Origin of the sequence: Burkholderia territorii, assembly GCF_001718335.1 — a bacterium.
GTDB classification, from domain to species: domain Bacteria; phylum Pseudomonadota; class Gammaproteobacteria; order Burkholderiales; family Burkholderiaceae; genus Burkholderia; species Burkholderia territorii.
The window spans coordinates 422,933-441,619 of the sequence record NZ_CP013366.1; the positions used below are offsets into that span (position 1 = coordinate 422,933).

Annotated in this window: 15 protein-coding genes; 13 read left to right on the top strand and 2 right to left on the bottom strand. The window is 64.3% G+C overall.

Features of this window, described 5'->3' with window-relative positions; all coding sequences use genetic code 11:
- Positions 1 to 85 precede the first annotated feature (85 nt).
- Positions 86 to 685: a type VI secretion system lipoprotein TssJ gene (tssJ, locus tag WS51_RS12730; protein ID WP_059449791.1), complete on the bottom strand. Its 600-nt coding sequence runs from the start codon at positions 683 to 685 to the stop codon at positions 86 to 88.
- 391 nt (positions 686 to 1,076) lie between these two features.
- Between tssJ and WS51_RS12735 the strand changes: the two genes are divergently transcribed.
- From WS51_RS12735 to WS51_RS12795, 13 genes are all read left to right on the top strand, one after another.
- Positions 1,077 to 1,718, top strand: coding sequence for a tetratricopeptide repeat protein (locus WS51_RS12735; protein WP_059449790.1), 642 nt, complete (start codon positions 1,077 to 1,079; stop codon positions 1,716 to 1,718).
- 44 nt (positions 1,719 to 1,762) lie between these two features.
- The gene (tssB, locus tag WS51_RS12740) at positions 1,763 to 2,278 is read left to right on the top strand and encodes a type VI secretion system contractile sheath small subunit (protein ID WP_059449789.1); all 516 of its coding nucleotides are present in this window, start codon (positions 1,763 to 1,765) and stop codon (positions 2,276 to 2,278) included.
- A 15-nt stretch (positions 2,279 to 2,293) separates the two neighbouring features.
- The gene (gene tssC / locus WS51_RS12745) at positions 2,294 to 3,784 is read left to right on the top strand and encodes a type VI secretion system contractile sheath large subunit (RefSeq protein WP_059449788.1); all 1,491 of its coding nucleotides are present in this window, start codon (positions 2,294 to 2,296) and stop codon (positions 3,782 to 3,784) included.
- 70 nt (positions 3,785 to 3,854) lie between these two features.
- Positions 3,855 to 4,358: an Hcp family type VI secretion system effector gene (locus tag WS51_RS12750; RefSeq protein ID WP_059449787.1), complete on the top strand. Its 504-nt coding sequence runs from the start codon at positions 3,855 to 3,857 to the stop codon at positions 4,356 to 4,358.
- 57 nt (positions 4,359 to 4,415) lie between these two features.
- The gene (gene tssE, locus WS51_RS12755) at positions 4,416 to 4,901 is read left to right on the top strand and encodes a type VI secretion system baseplate subunit TssE (RefSeq protein WP_044845929.1); all 486 of its coding nucleotides are present in this window, start codon (positions 4,416 to 4,418) and stop codon (positions 4,899 to 4,901) included.
- Positions 4,902 to 4,978: 77 nt separating this feature from the next.
- On the top strand, positions 4,979 to 6,814 hold the full coding sequence (gene tssF / locus WS51_RS12760) for a type VI secretion system baseplate subunit TssF (protein WP_069229273.1): 1,836 nt from the start codon (positions 4,979 to 4,981) through the stop codon (positions 6,812 to 6,814).
- Positions 6,778 to 7,878, top strand: coding sequence for a type VI secretion system baseplate subunit TssG (gene tssG, locus WS51_RS12765; RefSeq protein WP_069229274.1), 1,101 nt, complete (start codon positions 6,778 to 6,780; stop codon positions 7,876 to 7,878). Before tssF ends, tssG begins: the two co-directional genes overlap by 37 nt.
- Before the next feature lie 40 nt (positions 7,879 to 7,918).
- Positions 7,919 to 10,591, top strand: a complete 2,673-nt coding sequence (tssH, locus tag WS51_RS12770; RefSeq protein WP_069229275.1) for a type VI secretion system ATPase TssH — start codon at positions 7,919 to 7,921, stop codon at positions 10,589 to 10,591.
- Between the two features lie 44 nt (positions 10,592 to 10,635).
- Positions 10,636 to 11,757 (top strand): type VI secretion system protein TssA, encoded by a 1,122-nt coding sequence (gene tssA / locus WS51_RS12775; protein WP_059545062.1) that lies wholly within the window; start codon positions 10,636 to 10,638, stop codon positions 11,755 to 11,757.
- Between the two features lie 66 nt (positions 11,758 to 11,823).
- Complete coding sequence (locus tag WS51_RS12780) at positions 11,824 to 14,505, top strand: type VI secretion system Vgr family protein (RefSeq protein ID WP_069229276.1); 2,682 nt, start codon at positions 11,824 to 11,826, stop codon at positions 14,503 to 14,505.
- A gap of 2 nt (positions 14,506 to 14,507) precedes the next feature.
- Positions 14,508 to 15,920 (top strand): hypothetical protein, encoded by a 1,413-nt coding sequence (locus WS51_RS12785; RefSeq protein ID WP_059949155.1) that lies wholly within the window; start codon positions 14,508 to 14,510, stop codon positions 15,918 to 15,920.
- Complete coding sequence (locus WS51_RS12790; protein WP_060273740.1) at positions 15,917 to 16,693, top strand: hypothetical protein; 777 nt, start codon at positions 15,917 to 15,919, stop codon at positions 16,691 to 16,693. The genes WS51_RS12785 and WS51_RS12790 overlap by 4 nt, the downstream gene beginning before the upstream one ends.
- Positions 16,694 to 16,821: 128 nt before the next feature.
- The gene (locus WS51_RS12795) at positions 16,822 to 17,583 is read left to right on the top strand and encodes a hypothetical protein (protein ID WP_069229277.1); all 762 of its coding nucleotides are present in this window, start codon (positions 16,822 to 16,824) and stop codon (positions 17,581 to 17,583) included.
- A 161-nt stretch (positions 17,584 to 17,744) separates the two neighbouring features.
- Here the strand turns inward: WS51_RS12795 and WS51_RS12800 are convergent, their stop codons facing one another.
- The gene (locus WS51_RS12800; RefSeq protein WP_059449779.1) at positions 17,745 to 18,686 is read right to left on the bottom strand and encodes an OmpA family protein; all 942 of its coding nucleotides are present in this window, start codon (positions 18,684 to 18,686) and stop codon (positions 17,745 to 17,747) included.
- Between the last annotated feature and the right edge of the window lies 1 nt (position 18,687).

Here is an 18,687-nt window from a genome sequence, read left to right on the forward strand (position 1 = left end):
TAGCGTTGCGATCTAATCGATTTGGTCGTGCCCGAATTAATCGCCAATTTGTTAACTCTTGTTAATTGACACTCGTGCGTCATGTTTAACCGCAGGTGACCGACGAAAGCAAATTCAGCGGTTGCGAAGGCGCACCTTGTTGCGGTGCGATGACGGAGCCATCGGTGACCGTCATCGCGCAATTATGCAGGCCGATGATTATGCCGGATTTCTCCGACTTCGCCGGGTCGAACGTCAGTTTCCATCGCTGGATTGCCGGGTCGCGGAACAGCGCGACGATGCCGAATGCCTGCGCTTCGCGCGACACCTTTTCGGTCGCCGTATAACGCTGCCCCGGAATCAGCGTGATTTCACGCACGTTCAGCAGATCCGCGCCGAGTGCCGCTTTTTCCTTCGCCGGATCGGTAAATGCGTCGAATGGTGCTTGCTGGAACGAAGTCGGGTCCTTCAACGCGTAGAGCCGCACCACCAGCGCGAGCGGCTTGCGATCGTTCGCGGCATTGAGATTGGGCGCCGCGGCGAGCGTCAGCCCGATGTTGCGCGGCGGCTTCTGGGCATCCGGCAGTTCGGGCTTGCCGACGCCGGCGGCCTGCATCACGGCGCTCGCGGCGGAGCCGAGCAGCGGCGCGGCCGCGCATCCGGCCAGGAGTGCGCAGGCAATCACCGGCAGCGCAAAGCGAATCATGGGCGATCTTCTCATCTTGTTTCCGGCTTGCCGCCTTTAACTCCCTGTCAAATCTGCCGGGTATTTCCGCGTTCGCCGCGAATGCCCGCCCGATCAGCTGTTCAACTATTAAGCACGCACGCGCGGCATCGGGCCGCCGGAAATTTTTTCCGTTGCGCGGGCAACGTGCCGAGAAGCCAGTAAAACTTGCGCATTCCGATCGATGCAAAGGCCGCTTCCGGCCCGCTGCCAGAGGCGATTCGAGGGGTAGCGCACGGATTTAAAAGGAATTACTCTGCACGCAGCGATTGAATTATGAAAAATTGATCGGTACTATACCCGCGCGCTTCTTGCAAAGCAAAAGAACCAGATTCTCAACGATTTTAATACTCACGCGCCGGTGGATATAACGATGAAAGACCGTCTCTTCGCAAAATTGTCTGGGGTTGTGCTGGCTTGCGGCGTGATCGCCGGTTGTGCGAGCCAGCCGCCGGCGCCGCCGACTGCCGAGGTGTTCAACAAGTCGCTGGCCGATGCGGACGCTGTTGCGAAGTCGGGTGACCAGGACAAGGCGCTCGGCCTGTACCAGCAACTCGCGAAGTCGGATCCGACGCGCGAGGAGCCGTGGTCGCGCATCGCGCAGATCCAGTTTGCGCAGAACCACTATGGCCAGGCGATCGTCGCCGCGCAGGAGGCACTGCAGCGCGACGCGACCGATCGTCAGGCGAAGAGCGTGCTCGCCGTCGCGGGGCTGCGGATCGCGACGCAGTCGCTCGGCGAGCTGCGCCAGGATGCATCGCTCGCGGGCGATGCGAAGTCGGATGCGCAGGCGCTCGCGAAGCAACTGCGCGACACGCTCGGCGAATCCGCGCTGTTTCCGCCGGAGCAACGGGTGACGAAGCCGCGCACCGCGCGCCGTGTGATTCATCGTCCGAAGCCCGGCGCGGCGCCGGCTGCGGAAGCCGCAACGACCGCGCCGACGCCGGCCGCCCCGCCGCAGGCCGCGGCACCGCAAAAGGGCGGCGCCGATCCGTTCAGCGCGCTGCGCAACTGAGCGCAACTGACGCGATAACCACAACTAACCTGGGAGCCGTCGAGATGGCCAAGAAAGAAAGCATTCAGAAAAGCTTGCAGAAAATACGGCCGCCGCGCGTCCAGCTGACCTACGAGGTCGAGAAGGGCGATGCGATCGAGGTGAAGGAACTGCCGTTCGTCGTCGGGGTCATCGGCGATCTGGCGGGCCAGTCGGAAGTCGAGCAGCCGAAGCTGCGCGACCGCAAGTTCGTCAACATCGACCGTGACAACTTCGACGACGTGATGAAGGCGATCGAGCCGCGCGCCGCGTTCCAGGTGGAAAACCGCCTGAGCCCGGAAGGCGGCAAGTTCGCGGTCGACCTGAAGTTCCGTTCGCTGTCGGATTTCAGCCCGGACGAAGTCGTCGAACAGGTCGAGCCGCTGCGCCGCCTGCTCGAGGCGCGCTCGAAGCTCGCCGACCTGCGCAACAAGCTCGCCGGCAACGACAAGCTCGAGGATCTGCTGTCCGAGGTGTTGAAGAACACGCAGCAGCTGCAGGAGCTCGCGAAGGGCACCGGCGGCGACAAAGACGGCGAATGACGACGGAGTGTTGAGATGAACCAGCAAACGGCTGCGGCCCAAGCGAGCGGCGCGGAATACGCCGCCGGGACTTCGCTGCTCGACGATATCGTCGAGAAGAGCAAGGTCGCGAAATCCGATTCCGAGCATGCGCGTGCGAAGGACCTGATCGGCGAGCTCGTCCACCAGGTGCTCGACGGCACGGTGATCGTGTCGGACAACCTGTCGGCGACGATCGACGCGCGCGTCGCGGAACTCGACCGCCTGATCTCCTCGCAGCTGTCCGCGGTGATGCACGCGCCGGAATTCCAGCGCCTCGAAAGCACGTGGCGCGGCATGGACTATCTGGTCAAGGAGAGCAACACCGGCCAGACGATCAAGATCAAGGCGCTGCACGCGCCGAAGCGCGACCTCGTGCGCGACTTCAAGGGCGCGAGCGAGTTCGACCAGAGCGCGCTGTTCAAGAAGGTCTACGAAGAAGAATTCGGCACGTTCGGCGGCTCGCCGTTCGGTGCGCTGATCGGCGATTACGAGATCTCGCGCCAGCCGGAAGACATGTATTTCATCGAGCAGATGTCGCACGTCGCGGCCGCCGCGCACGCGCCGTTCATCGCATCGGCATCGCCCGAGCTGCTCGGCCTTGAGTCGTTCTCCGATCTCGGCAAGCCGCGCGACCTCGGCAAGGTGTTCGACACGGTCGAATACGCGAAGTGGAAGTCGTTCCGCGATTCGGAAGACTCGCGCTACGTCGGCCTGACGCTGCCGCGCTTTCTCGGCCGGCTGCCGTTCAATCCGAAGGACGGCCAGACCGCGGAGAACTTCAACTTCGTCGAGGACGTCGACGGCACCGAGCACGACAAGTACCTGTGGTGCAACGCGGCCTGGGCATTCGCGGCACGCCTGACGGCCGCGTTCGACGACTTCGGCTGGTGCGCGGCGATCCGCGGCGTCGAGGGCGGCGGCCTGGTCGAGGACCTGCCGACCCACACGTTCAAGACCGACGACGGTGAAGTCGCGCTGAAGTGCCCGACCGAAATCGCGATCACCGATCGCCGCGAGAAGGAGCTGAGCGACCTCGGCTTCATCCCGCTCGTTCATTGCAAGAACTCGGATTACGCTGCGTTCTTCGCCGCGCAATCGGTGCAGAAACCGAAAAAATACAGCACCGACAGCGCGAACGCGAATGCCGTCCTGTCCGCCCAGCTTCAATACATCTTCTCGGTATCGCGCGTCGCGCACTACCTGAAGGCGATGATGCGGGACAAGATCGGCAGCTTCGCATCGGCGCAGAACGTGGAGACTTTCCTCAACCGGTGGATTTCGCAGTACGTCCTGCTCGACGACAACGCGTCGCAGGAACAGAAGGCGCAATTCCCGCTGCGCGAGGCATCCATACAAGTGTCGGAGATTCCGGGCAAGCCGGGCTCGTATCGTTCGGTCGCGTTCCTGCGCCCGCACTTTCAGCTCGACGAGCTCTCGATTTCTCTGCGACTTGTCGCTGATCTGCCCAAACCGGCAAATTCATAAGCGAGTAGATCGCCCGGGCGGGCCGCCTGGGTAGGACGTTAAAACCACCTCTTTGGGGAGTCGAAGGGCCATGTTACATATGCACTTGCAGTTTGGTAGTCCGGCGGTGAAGGGCGAATCCGCGGACAAGGACCATCAAGGCTGGATCGAGCTGAAATCGTGGGATCACTCGATCGTGCAGCCGCGTTCGGCAACGGCATCGACCGCAGGCGGTCACACGATGACGCGTTGCGAGCACGGCGACATGATTTTCACGAAGGAAATCGATTCGTCGAGCCCGCTGCTGTATCAGCACGCATCGGGCGGCACCACGTTCGATGAAGTGACGGTCCATTTCTCGCGCGCGGACGGTGAAGGCAAGCGCGTGCAGTATCTGGAAGTCAAGCTCAAGTACGTGATCATCTCGAGCATCGCACCGAGCGTTCGCGAAGAAGGTCTGCCGATCGAGACGTTCTCGCTGAAGTACGCAGCCGTGCAGTGGAAGCAGACCCAGCAGAAGATCGGCGGCAACCAGGGCGGCAACACGCAAGGCGCCTGGAGCCTGACGAAGAACGACAAGACCTACGCGGTGTAAGGTCGGTTGCGGCAACGGGGCGCCACGCGTCCCGTTGCCGTTTTTGCACGTCGACCGATGAAACGATTCGAACCCAGCTTTCTCGACAAGCTGTTCGACGACGAACCGCACCTGCCGGCCTCGGCCGCGATGCGGCAATTGTCGCTGGACGAGCTCAAGAACACGGTCGCCCGCGACGTCGAGGCGATCCTCAACACCCGTATCGCGCACACGGAAATCGAGCTGGCCGCGCTGCCGGAATGCCAGAAGTCGGTGCTGACCTACGGGTTGAACGATTTCGCGGGGCTGAGCCTCGCGAGTCACTACGATCGCGCGTTCATCTGCAAGTCGATCCAGCAGGCCATCGCGCGCCACGAGCCGCGGCTTCAGCAGGTGCAGGTGACCTTCGAGCTGAACGAGCAGTCGACCAACGCGCTGTACTTCGCGATCCAGGCGCTGCTGGTCGTGCATCCGGCCGAGGAGCCGGTGAGTTTCGACGCGATGCTGCAGCCATCGACGCTGCAATATTCGGTCACGCGTGCGCGCGCGGCCAGAATGCTGTAAATCAAGCCGCCGAGCGGGCCGGACCGCCCGGTGACGGTTCAGGGTCCGGCAGGAAATATTGAGGTTCGGGGTCGTCGATGGAAGAGCTGCTGCCGTATTACGAGCGCGAATTATCGTTTTTGCGGCGCTATTCGCGAGATTTCGCCGAGCGTTATCCGAAGATCGCCGCGCGGCTCGCGCTGTCGGGCGAGCACTGCGAGGATCCGCACGTCGAGCGGATGATCGAATCGTTCGCGCTGCTCGGCGCGCGCATCAACAAGAAGCTCGACGACGACTACCCGGAATTCACCGAAGCGCTGCTGGAAGTGCTGTATCCGCACTACCTGCGGCCGTTCCCGTCGTGCTCGATCGCGCAGTTCACGCCGGCCTCGCCCGGCCAGCAGACCGAACCGGTGGTGATCGACCGCGGCACCGAGCTGAAGAGCCGTCCGATTCGCGGCGTGCAGTGCCGGTTCCGCACCGCATACGACGTGACGCTCGCGCCGATCCGCATCTCGGAGGCGCGCTTCACGCCGGTCGCGCTCGCGCCGAGCGCGACGGTGCTGCCGTCCAACGCGACGGGCGTGATCTCGATCACGTTCGAATCGCTCGCCGCGCAGCTCGATCTCGGCGCGCTGAAGCTGCCGACGCTGCGCGCGCACCTGCACGGCGAGCAGTCGTTCGTCGCCGCGCTGACCGACTGCCTGTTCGTCAACGTGCTCGGCGCCTACGTCGAGCCCGAGCGCAACGGCCGCTGGACGCCGTTGCGCAAGCTGCCGATCGCGCATGCCGGCTTCGACGAGGACGATGCGCTGATCGACTACCCGGCGAAATCGCACCCCGCGTATCGCCTGCTCATCGAATACTTCGCATTCCCGGACAAATTCGATTTCGTCGATTTCGATCTCGCGGCGATCGCGCGTGCGTCGGGACGCTGCCAGCGCGCGACGCTGCACCTGGTGCTGCAGGACGTGCGCAGCGATTCGCACGTCGCGCGACTGCTCGAGCTGCTCGCGTCCAGCCATTTCCGGCTGTTCTGCACGCCGATCGTCAACCTGTTCCGCCAGCACGGCGAGCCGATCCGCATCACGCACCGCGCGGTGTCGTACCCGGTGATCGCCGAAGCGCGCCGCGCGTTCGCGTACGAGGTGTATTCGATCGATTCGGTGAAGCTCGTCCGGCAACAGGCGCACGAGGAATCGGTGATCGAGTTCCGGCCGTTCTATTCGCTGCATCACGGCGAATCGGCGCGCATCGGTCATTACTGGTTCGCGCGCCGCAACGACTGGGTCGCGCAGAAGAGCCCCGGCTATGAAACCGAGATCTCGATCGTCGACATCGACTTCGAGCCGACGTCGCCACAGACCGATACGCTGAGCCTCGACCTAACCTGCACGAACCGCGACCTGCCGTCGATGCTCGCGTTCGGCCTCGAAGGCGGCGACCTGTTCCAGGAGGGCGGCGCGCAGACGAGCGGCATCTCGATGCTGCGGCGCCCGACGCAGAGCGTGCGCTTCGAGCGCGGCCGGGCCGCGCACTGGCGCCTCGTGTCGCATCTCGCGCTGAACCACGTGTCGCTGGTCGCGCACGGTCTCGCGCCGCTCAAGGAAATGCTGACGCTGTACGACCTGCGGCGCACCGCGGTGTCGATGCGCCAGATCGACGGGCTCGCCGGCGTCGAGCAGCACGGCGCCGTGCAATGGCTGCCGGGCAAGCCGTTCGCGACCTTCGTGCGCGGCATCGAGATCCGCCTGACGATCGACGAGGAGCACTTCGTCGGCGCGAGTCTCGCATCGTTCGTGCGCGTGCTCGACAGCTTCTTCGGGCTGTACGTGCACCTCAACAGTTTCGTTCAACTAGTCGTGGTGTCGAAGCGCACCGGCGAGGAGATCATCCGATGCAAGCCCCGGACCGGCGAATCGATCCTGGCGTAGTCGACGCGCTGCTCGACGAGCCGCACCGCTTCGAGTTCTTCCAGGCGGTGCGCGTGCTCGAGGGGCTGTTCGCGCGGCAGGCGTCCGATGCGCCCGGTGCATGGCGGCAGGGCGACGTCGTCGCGCAGCGCATCGAATTCCGCAACACGCTGTCGCTCGGCTTTCCGCCGAGCGAGATCGAAGGCGCCCGTTCGTTCGACGACGACGGCACGCTGCTCGATTCCGGCGAGGAGCGCGGCGCCGCGCTCGCGGCCGGCAAGCTCGGCCAGGTCGAGCTGACGCCCGCATTCTTCGGGCTGCTCGGCGGGCAAGGCGCGCTGCCGCTGCACTACACCGAGCAGATCGTCGCGCGCGAGCACCTGAAGCGCGACCATGCAGCGCGCGCCTTCTTCGACGTGTTCTCGAACCGCGCGACCGCGCTGTTCTATGCGGCATGGAAGAAGTACCGGCTGCCGTTCCATTACGAACTCGACCGCGACGAGCGCTACCTGCCGCTGCTGCTCGCGATCGCCGGCGTGCCGAGCGACGAAGTGCGCGACAGCCTCGCGGCCGGCGCGGGTGGCGTGCTCGACGAGGCCGTCGCCGGTTACGCGCTCGCCGCGCGGCACCGGCCGATGTCGGCCGCATACCTGCAGCGCACGCTGTCCGATTATTTCCGCGTGCCGGTGAAGATCGACCAGTTCGTCGGCAAGTGGTACGACGTGCCGCCCGACCAGCTGAGCGTGCTCGGCGAGGTGAACGCGGTGCTCGGCGCGACGGCGCTCGTCGGCGAACGCGTCTGGCAGCGCGACATGCGCGCGCGGATCGTCGTCGGCCCGCTGTCCAAGCGCGATTACGAGGCATTCCTGCCGGGCGGCGCGCAGGCCGTCGCGCTCGAGCGGATGCTGACGCTGCTCGCCGGCGTCACGCTCGAATACGAGGTGAGGCTCGTGCTCAAGCGCACCGAAGTGGGCGCGAGCGTGCTCGGCGCGGGCTCGCGGCTCGGCTGGGACGCGTTCCTCTGCACGCGCGACGCGGCCGAGGACCGGTCCGACGCCCGCTACGAACTGCATGTGATTCACTGATACCGAACGACAACAAGCAATCGAACCTGAGATCGACGCCATGAGCACGCCTCTGAAGACCCTGATCACGAAACTGAACCCGCTGTGCCGGCACGCGACCGAGCGCGCGGCGAGCGCGTGCCTGGCGCGCGGCCATTACGAAGTCGATCTGGAGCACCTGTTCCTCGCACTGCTCGACGAGGCGACGGGCGACCTGCCGCTCGCGTTGCGCGCGAGCCGTGTCGATCCGCATGCGCTGCGCGCCGATCTCGAGCGCGAACTCACGCGCCTGAAGACGGGCAACACGCGTACGCCGGTGTTCTCCGTGCACCTGATCGCGCTGTTCGAGCAGGCATGGCTGATCGCGTCGCTCGATTCGCAGCTCGGCCGCATCCGCTCCGGGCACCTGCTGCTCGCGCTGCTCACCGCGCCCGATCTCGCGCAATTCGCGCAGCGCATGTCGTCGCAGTTCGCGGAAATGAACGTGACGGACCTGAAGCACAAGTTCGACGAGATCATGGCCGGCTCGAGCGAGGCCGAGCCGCGCCAGGCCGATGCGGAAGACGGCGACGACGTCGCGCCGGCCGCCCACGGCGCCGCGTCCGCCGCCGGCCCGTCGAAGACGCCCGCGCTCGACACGTACACGACGAACCTCACGCAGCGCGCGCGCGACGGCAAGATCGACCCGGTGATCGGCCGCGAAGCCGAGATCCGCCAGGCGATCGACATCCTGATGCGCCGCCGCCAGAACAACCCGATCATGACCGGCGAGGCCGGCGTCGGCAAAACGGCCGTCGTCGAAGGCCTCGCGCTGCGGATCGCGGCGGACGACGTGCCGCCGCCGTTGCGCGGCGTCGCGCTGCACGTGCTCGACATGGGCCTGTTGCAGGCCGGCGCCAGCGTGAAGGGCGAGTTCGAGAACCGTCTGAAGAGCGTGATCGACGAGGTGAAGAAGAGCGCGCACCCGATCATCCTGTTCATCGACGAAGCGCACACGATCATCGGCGCGGGCGGCCAGGCCGGCCAGAACGACGCGGCGAACCTGCTGAAGCCGGCGCTCGCGCGCGGCGAACTGCGCACGATCGCCGCGACGACGTGGAGCGAATACAAGAAGTATTTCGAGAAGGACGCCGCGCTCGCGCGGCGCTTCCAGGTCGTGAAGGTCGAGGAGCCGAGCGAACCGCTCGCGGCCGCGATGCTGCGCGGGATGTCCGGGCTGATGGAGAAGCACTTCAACGTGCGGATTCTCGACGACGCGATCACCGAGGCCGTGCGCCTGTCGCATCGCTATATCAGCGGCCGCCAGCTGCCGGACAAGGCGATCAGCGTGCTCGACACCGCGTGCGCGAAGGTCGCGCTCGCGCACAGCGCGACGCCGGCGGCGATCGACGACACGAAGAAGCGCATCGAGCGCATCGACGCGGAAATCGCGTCGCTGGAGCGCGAAGCGGCAGGCGGCGCGACGCACGACGAGCGGCTCGGCGAGCTGCGCGGCGCACGCGACGCGGCGCTCGCGCAATTGACCGAGGACGAGGCGCGCTATGAAGCCGAGCGCGCGATCGTCGCCGAGATCACCGCGCTGCGCGAGACGCTCGACAAGGCACGCGGCCCGTCCGAAGACGGCGAGCCCGTCGACGTGCCGGCCACCCGCGAGAAGCTGGCCGAACGCGTCGCGGCGCTGCACGCGCTGCAGGGCGGCGAGCCGATGGTGCCGCTGCAGGTCGACGGCCACGTGGTGGCCGAGATCGTCGCCGCATGGACCGGCATTCCGCTCGGCCGGATGGTGAAGGACGAGATCGACACCGTGCTGAACCTGCAGGCGCTGCTGACCGCCCGCGTGATCGGCCAGGACCATGCGCTGGAGGCGATCGCGCAACGCGTGCGCACCGCCACCGCGAATCTCGAGGATCCGAACAAGCCGCGCGGCGTGTTCATGTTCGTCGGGCCGTCGGGCGTCGGCAAGACCGAGACCGCGCTCGCGCTGGCCGACATCCTGTACGGCGGCGAGCGCAAGATGGTCACGATCAACATGAGCGAATATCAGGAAGCGCACAGCGTGTCCGGCCTGAAGGGTTCGCCGCCGGGCTACGTCGGTTACGGCGAGGGCGGCGTGCTGACCGAGGCCGTGCGGCGCAATCCGTATTCCGTCGTGCTGCTCGACGAGGTCGAGAAGGCGCACCCGGACGTGCTCGAGATGTTCTTCCAGGTGTTCGACAAGGGCACGATGGACGACGCCGAAGGGCGCGAGATCGACTTCCGCAATACGCTGATCATCCTGACGTCGAACGTCGGATCGGCCGCGGTGATGCAGGCGTGCCTGAACAAGCCGGCCGAGGAACTGCCGGACCCGGACGCGCTCGCCGAGGCGCTGCGCCCGCAGCTGTACAAGGCGTTCAAGCCGGCGTTCCTCGGCCGGATGAAAGTCGTGCCGTACTACCCGATTTCCGACGACGTGCTGGCCGAGATCATCGAGCTGAAGCTCGAACGGATCCGCCGCCGCATCGAGGCGAACCACAAGGCCGCGTTCGAGTGGGACGAATCGCTCGTCGACGCGGTGCTCGCGCGCTGCACCGAGGTCGACTCGGGCGCCCGCAACGTCGACCATATCCTGAACGGCACGCTGCTGCCGGAGATCGCGGGCCACGTGCTCGGCCGGATCGCCGACGGCGCGGCCATCGCGCGCATCGCGGTGCGCGCGGACGAGGCCGGCGAATTCGCGTACACGGTCGAATGAGCCGCCGCGCGCGACATCTGATGCATCAACGGATTCACTGAACCATGCCGATCAATCTCCCCGAGCTGCTGACGCCGATCAGCGATGCGTCGCCCAGCGGCGACGACCTGCTGTTCTCGAACGAATTCGACGCGATCCAGGACGCGCGACGCTATGACGATCCCACGCTCGACCAGGGCGAATGGGTCACCGAGATCAAGGAGGCCGACTGGGGCTTCGTCGTCGATCGCGCGGGCGAATTGCTTCGCACGCGCACCAAGGACTTGCGGCTCGCCGTGTGGCTGACCGAGGCGCTCGCGCTCGAGGACGGCATCACCGGCCTCACCGAAGGTTATGCGCTGCTGGAAGGCCTGTGCCGGGACTACTGGGACACCGTGCATCCGCTGCCCGAGGGCGACGACATCGAATACCGGCTCGGCAACGTCGCGTGGCTGTCCGGGCGCACGGCGGAGCTGCTGCGCGGCATTCCGGTGACGGAGGGCGCGTCGAACGCGTTCACCACGCTCGACTGGGAAGTTGCGCAGCACGTCGCGCAGGCCGTGAGACGCGATCCCGAACACGCGGACGACATCGCGCGCGGCAAGCCGTCGGTCGAGCAGGTCGATGCGTCGCGGCGCGTGACGCCGATCGCGTTCTACACGACGTTGCTCGCGAACCTGAAGGCGTTCGAATTCGCGCTCGACGCATTCGAGGAGCGGCTCGTCGAACGCGCCGGCGATTCGGCGCCGAGCTTCCGGCAGGCGCGCGACGCGTTCGAGACCGTGTACCGGCTCGTCGAGCGCTTCGCGCGCGAACAGGGTTACACGGGCAGCGCGCCGCATGCGCCGTCGGCGCCGCAGGCGCAGCCCGAGCGTATCGAGCCGAGCTTCGGCGACACGTTCCACAGCGAGGAGACTCACGTGCAGTCGCAGACCGCTCCGCGTCCGCCGGTGACGCAGATGATCGCCGGCATCCAGAACCGTGCGCAGGCCGTCGACCAGCTGCGTGCCGTCGCGCGCTACTTCCGCCAGACCGAGCCGCACAGCCCTGTCGCATATCTCGCGGACAAGGCAGCCGAATGGGCCGACATGCCGCTGCACAAATGGCTCGAGAGCGTGGTGAAGGACGACGGATCGCTGTCGCACATTCGCGAACTGCTCGGGGTGAGGCCCGACGAACAGTCGTAAGCGATGACGTTTTGACCTGAGAGCGCGGGCCCGGCGGGCTCGCGATGAACGAGAAGAAGGGTGACGATGAACGTGACCGAACTGGCGCAGGCGCTCCGCGGTGGCCTGATTCAGCAGGACCGCCTGCTGAAGACGGACATCCCGTCGCTGCCGAACAATGCGCTCGTGCCGCGCCGCGCCGTGACGCGCTCGGAGCTCGGCCGCGATTTCAGCGTGATGCTCGACCTGGTGTCGACCGCGAGCGACGTCGAGCTCAAGACGCTGATCGCGCAGCCGATCACGCTGTGGATCCAGCAGGCGGACAAATCGTATCGGCCGATCAACGGTTATATCCATACGGCGCGCCGGCTCGGCGCCGACGGCAGCCTGTCGAGTTACCAGGTCGGCTTCGCGTCGTGGATGCACTTCCTCAAGTTCCGCAGCGACATGCGCTACTGGCAGGACAAGCCGGTCGACGCGATTCTCTCCGACGTGTTCGACATGCACCCGCAGGCGCGCGGCCAATACCGGTTCGCGCTGTCGAAGCCGTTGCCGTCGCGCTCGTATTGCCGTCAGAGCGAGACCGACTGGAACTTCGTGCATCGCCTGATGGAGGACGAAGGGCTGTTCGGTTTCTGGCGGCACGGCGAAGACGGTCGGGCACATACGCTCGTCATCACCGACGACCTGCATGCGGTCGATGCGCTGTCGCCGAATGCCGTCACGTTCGAACGCTCGGGCACGGGCACCGAAACTGCCGGTTTCACGCAATGGGCCGCGTCGCGGACGTTGCAAAGCACGCTGCACACGACGCGCACGTTCGACTACAAGTCGCCGTCGTCGGCGGGCAATCCGAACGGCACGTCGCTGCCGACGAAGTCCGGTCAGGGCGACCTGCCGGAGCAGGCGGAAATCTACGAATACACCGGCGCATACACATATCCGGGACAGGAACGCGGCGAACACCTGTCGAAGATCCGCCTCGAGGAGTGGGAGTCGCGCGCGAAGCGCTTTTTCGGCGTGGGTGGCGTTCGCGGTATCGACGCGGGCCGGCGCTTCACGCTGACCGGTCATCCCGAGCACGATCGCGATGCCGAGAGCGATCGCGAGTTCGCGGCCATCGGCGTCACGCGGTACATCGAGAACAACCTGCCGATTTCCGATCACGAAGCGACCTTCCCGCATAGCCTACAGGGCCGGCTCGCGCAGGCGAAGGCCGCTCACGGCGAAGCGGCGGCATTCGAGGTCGGGCATGACGACGGCTCCGCCGGGTTCTATCTCGTCGAAGTCGAGGCGCAGCGCGCGAGCGTGCCGTATCGCAGCCCGTTCGAGCATCGCAAGCCCGCGATGCAGCTCGAGACGGCCATCGTCGTCGGCCCGAAGGGCGAAGAGGTTTATACCGACGAGCTGAACCGGATCAAGGTCATGTTCGTCTGGGACCGGCAGAGCGAAGGCCGCGAGAACGCGTCGTGCTGGATGCGCGTGGTGCAGTCCGATACCGGCGGCGGGTATGGCGGCGTGCATATTCCGCGCGTCGGCGAGGAAGTGCTGGTCGGCTACATCGGCGGCGACTGCGACCGGCCGATCGTCATGCACCGCGTATACAACGGGGCGGTCAAGCCGCAGTGGCACAGCGACGGCATTTTGTCGGGCTTCCGGTCGAAGGAGTATGCGGGATCGGGGCACAACGAGATGGTGCTCGACGACGCGACCGGGCAGAACCGCGCGCGCCTGTTCAGCAGCAGCGCGAATTCGCTGCTTCATCTCGGTTACCTGATCGAGCAGAACGGCAACACGCGCGGCGCGTATCTCGGCTCCGGTTTCGATCTGCGCACGGATGCTTACGGCGCGATGCGTGCCGGGCAAGGGTTGTACGTGACGACGCATCCGAAGCAGGCGAACAGCCAGCCGCTCGACGTGAGCGAGGCGAAGCAGCAGCTCGTCAACGCGCAGGGCCTGGTCGAGTCGATGTCGCAGGTCAGCGAGATGCATCAGGCGGAGAGCCTCGGCACGGGGCACGAGGCGCTGAAGCAGTTCACCGATGCGACGCAGAACAGCGTGGCGGGCGCGAGCGCGGGCGGGGGCAGGACGGCCGGTGGCGGGACGGGGAACGCGAACGCGTTCAAGGAGCCGGTGATGCTGTTTGCGAGCCCGGCGGGGATTGGGGTGGCGTCGCAGCAAAGCACGCACATCGCCGCGGATCGGCACGTGAATGTCGTGAGCGGGCAGAGCACGCATGTCGCCAGCGGGAAATCGCTGGTGGCGAGCGTCAAGGAGACGCTCAGCCTCTTTGCGCAGAATGCGGGCATGAAGCTCTTTGCCGGGAAAGGCGCCGTCGAGATTCAGGCACAGAACGACAACGTCGAGATGGTCGCGCAGAAGACGATCAAGGTGCTGTCGGCGACCTCAACGATCGAAGGTGTCGCGAAGGAAGAGATTCTGCTGACGTCGGGCGGCGCGTATGTCCGGATCAAGGGTGGCAACATCGAGATTCATGCACCGGGCAAGATCGACGTGAAGGGCGGACAACACGCGTTCAGCGGGCCGACGAGCATGCACAAGACGTTCAAGGCGGAAGGCAAGAAGGCAGACATGCGGATTCGCTATGTGGATGCCGACGGCAACGTGCCGCACGGCGAGCCGATCAAGTTCACGACGGAAGACGGGACCGAGCATAGCGTCGCGCTCGACGCGGAAGGCAAGGCGGAATTGAAGAACATCGATTTTGACGAGTTCGTGGCCAGTCAGGTCAAGCGGACGGGAGAGTGAAAATGGGTGGCAAGGCGCTCGTTCAACATCAGGTTTGTATCGATCTGCCGGGGGAGCCGGTCAGTTGCTGGGCTGAGACAGATATCACGGTCCTGTTGCGAAAACATCGGGACGTGGTATTTGAGGTGCATTTGCACAAGGGCAACAACTACACGGTCGAGGCTACCGAGGATTGGTTTTACGACACCAATGCGAAGCGACGAGTCAAGACCGGGAAATTTCAGGACGGGGAACGGTATCACATCTGGATCGGTCGTGATTTCAAGGGGTTTCTCGTGCTTAAGAAGGACGGGGTGGAGCTTCAGCGCTATTCGATGCTCCTGTTGAACACCGACAACCACGGTTCCGATCCTAAAACCAAACCGGAACCCATTACGCTCGTCTACGGCGGACAATCGGGAGTGAGCGGCACGCCCAAAATCGCGAATTTCTGGCAATACCCTTCCGGCTCGTCGACTGCCGCAGTCGGCCAGGCAACCTATCGTCCTAATTGGCAACTCGGTCTTTCCGGACTTTCGTCAGGCATGACCACGATCGACGATGAGTACAGCTGCAGAATGTTGCTACCACTGGCCGCCCCCACAGCTCAAGTGGAAACGTCGCAAGTAATGCACATATTCGAAGTCGACGTGAAGACGATACCAAAGGATCTGATCGCGGCGCTGGAAAATGGCGGCGCGGACGAGACCGCGATCGATACGGCCCACGTCGCGACTCGCAACTGGATTATCGGTCAAGTCGCCGGATTTTTTGGATACGTCGGAGACAATTTGCCATGGATCCGGGAGCTAATGAAGAGTAAATTCAAGTTGATCAAGATCGTTCACCGAAATGCCGGGCCAAAGTGGTATGTAGTATTTAAGGGAACTATAGGATCCCGAACAGAAATATCCGCCGCCAAGTATAGCGTGAAGAATACGAAGATTCTGGCGATCACCGGAGGTGCCGGGACGGCGAAATCGATGGCGCAGGCGGCCTGGCGCAGTGCCAAGGGCTCGATGACGACCAAGGCTGGCGTTATTACACTTGTATTGACGATCGCGCTGGACTTCGCGGAGTGGTATCACGACTACAAGCAGGTCGATGCTTCGGGAAAACCTCGAAAGGACTTGTGCGATCTCTTTGCAAAGATTGGAATTGATCTGGTTGTCGCAGGACTCACGGCGGCTTTGACGTCGTTGGTGGTGGGTGCGATTGCGTCGGCGGCCGCAATTGCGGCGGTGCCGGTGGCGCTTACGGTCGCTGTCGCGATTGGCGTTGCTGTTGCCGTCGGATACATCGTCAATTACGTAGACAAGAAAGTGGAATTTACCAAGTGGGTGGCGAACAAATTGCGTGAGATCGGGGAAAGCTACGAAAAGTACATGCCCAAGGATTACAACCCCTACTCGCCGATGTTTGGAGCCCTGCCATGAGGAACGAGGCCGTCGCTCACGGCGCGGATAAATCGCTGTCACCGGCCGTCGCCCAGGCTGTCTGGATCGGGATTCTGCTCAACGCGTTGGCGGTTGCACTCGCGTTTACCGCCTACAAATTCGATTACGGCGTTTCCAGCCTGCCCGGCCAAATCAGTGTCGCGATTGCTGTGGCATGCGTGGCGACGCCGGTGATTTGCTGGCTCGTGTGCCGGGGCACGAAGAAATTCATCGTCTATGGATGCCTCCGATTGATCAGCTTGCTGTCGGCCTATGCGTTGATCGGCATCGCCTTTTACTTTTACTACTTCATTTTCGCCCCGATGCCGGTTCTTGCCCGGATCGCCGGGTTGGTGATCGGTGGCGGGCTCAGCGTCTATTGGCTGGTGTTTTCCTACGTCGCGCTGACGCGCCATATCGAGCAATCGGATTTCGAGGGCAGGGCTTTCGACGTCCTTGACGGTGCGATCGTCTGCCGGAAGGACTTCTTCGAGATTCTGGACGCCACCTACGCCGAACGCAGCCCGTTCGTCAAATGGCATTCCTGGATCGTCATGGCACTTGCGCCATTCTTTCTGGTACTCAGCCGACTGCTGTCGATGTACTTTGGGACAGGGGGCGTGCTGTTCTTTGTCGCGGCCATCACATTCCCTGCATCGCTCTGGTTGATCGGCGTCATGATCAGGGTCGGAGTGACGATGATCCAGTTGCCGAATGCGATGGAGCGAAAATACCGGAAGCCGGTGGTGATGGCGCCTGACGCATCGTTCTAGTGGGGATCGGGCCGGTGACTTCCGTCAGCGCGACGGAACGAACGCGGGCCCATAACTGATGCAACAACAGCACGTCAAACCATGTGATACGAACGCGGGTGACACATCAACGATGTCGGCGCTTATGTATGAGCGGTGTCGATCGGCTCCGGCCTGATCACGTACTGGCGATGGTGCGGAAAGCCGTGCCGCTGTGTATGGCGTTGCCCTTGCTTGGCGCAGGGATATCGTACGCTGCCTATACGGACGAATTGCGGATATCGACCTGGCCGTGGAGGATCGGCGTTCTGGTTGCATTGGGTTGCTGTACGGGACTCCTGCTCATCCATTTGAGGTACCGCGGCACGAACGAGTTGTTCGCCTACGGACTGGTCATGTCGCTGGGCACGTTCGCGACGTACTACTTTTTCGGCATATTCGGATACTTCTGCTTCTTCATATTTGCGCCCATGCCCGCCTTGGCGCGTTGGCCGGGATTGATCGGCGGCATCGTGCTGAACATTTTCTGGGCGGCAATGGCGTACCGCAGCGTGTGTCATACGGTCGATGCAACACCCTTTGTCGGCAACGTATTCGACGATCGCGGCGAGTTCGTCGTTTATGACGTCCAGCGTGGAGTGACGGAGTTCGAGCGGCATCACAAGGAACCTTCCGCCATCCCGAAATTAGGCCGACATATCGTGGTCGGGCTGGCGCCGCTTTACCTGATACTGGGTCGCCTGCTTTCGTCGGGTTTCGGGGCAAACGGCGTGCTGCTGTTTTTGGCCGCAATGAGCATGCCGCTGGCATTGCTGTTCGTCAGCTTGCTCGTGCGCAACTACGTATTGATGATCGCCTTGCCCAAGCGGATCGAGAACCAGCATGGCAAGCGTGTGCTGGTGGCCGAATAGGCCGCATTTCCCTGCGGGCGAATGTCGCGTGATGTCGAACGTATCATCTGCAACGAGCGACGTAGGCCACGATCTGTCAGCCCTCGCCGCCAGAAAATCAGATCGCTTCTTGCTCGTGCCGGAATCGGCCGGCGACCCATGTACACGGGTCGCCATTTCGGTTACTGCCCCACCCTGAACTCGATCCGCCGATTCCTCGCCCGCCCCTCCGCCGTATCGTTCGGCGCGATCGGCTGATCCGGCCCGACCCCTGTCGTCGTCATCTGCTGCGGCGGGATACTCTTCGTGATCAGATAACCCTTCACCGCATCCGCGCGCGCCTGGCTCAGCGCGATGTTCGACGTCCGGTTTCCCGAGTTGTCGGTGTGGCCGATGATGTCGACCGTGCGGTTCTGCATCTTCGACAGCGCGGCCGCCATCTGGTCGAGAATCTGCTTGCCTTGCGGCGTGAGCGTCGCGCTGCCCGTCTCGAACTCGATCGTGCGATTGGCCAGCGTCTGGTCGAGCAGCCCCTGCTCGGACGCCGACACGCGCAGCCCGTTCTTGATCGTATAGGTCGGATTCAGCGTATTCGCCATGTCGCTCGCGAGCTGCTGGCGCTGCGCCTCGTTGTGCACCTCGCCCTTCATCTCGATCTGCGTGCCGTTGATCTTCAGCTGCCCCTTGCTGATCTGCTTGAGCTGCGCGCCGAGCAGCTTCTGCACGTTCGCGCTCCAGTTAGGCGGCGTCGCGACGTCGCCGACCTCGATCTGGTCGACCACGTTCGCGGCGCCGTAGGTGTCGCGCAGCTTTTGCAGCACGGCGGCCTTGGTTGCCTCGTCGGGCACCTTGCCGCCGACCACCACCTGGCCGGGCGTCGCGTTCGCGGGCGGCGGCGTGATCGTGCCGGCGGTGCCGTGCACCACCGTGCCGGACGCCGTGCCCGGTGCGGCGCCGGCGTTTGGCGTGGCGGGCAGGGCGGCGGCCGCGACGGTGCCGTTGCCGACGGGCGTGACGGTCGCGCCGCCGGTGTTCTGCGCGCAGGCCGCGCCGCTGGCGACGAGGCCGGCGGTCGCGAGGGCGACGACGAAGGGCGACAGGCGGGCGTGAGTCGTGCGTTGCATC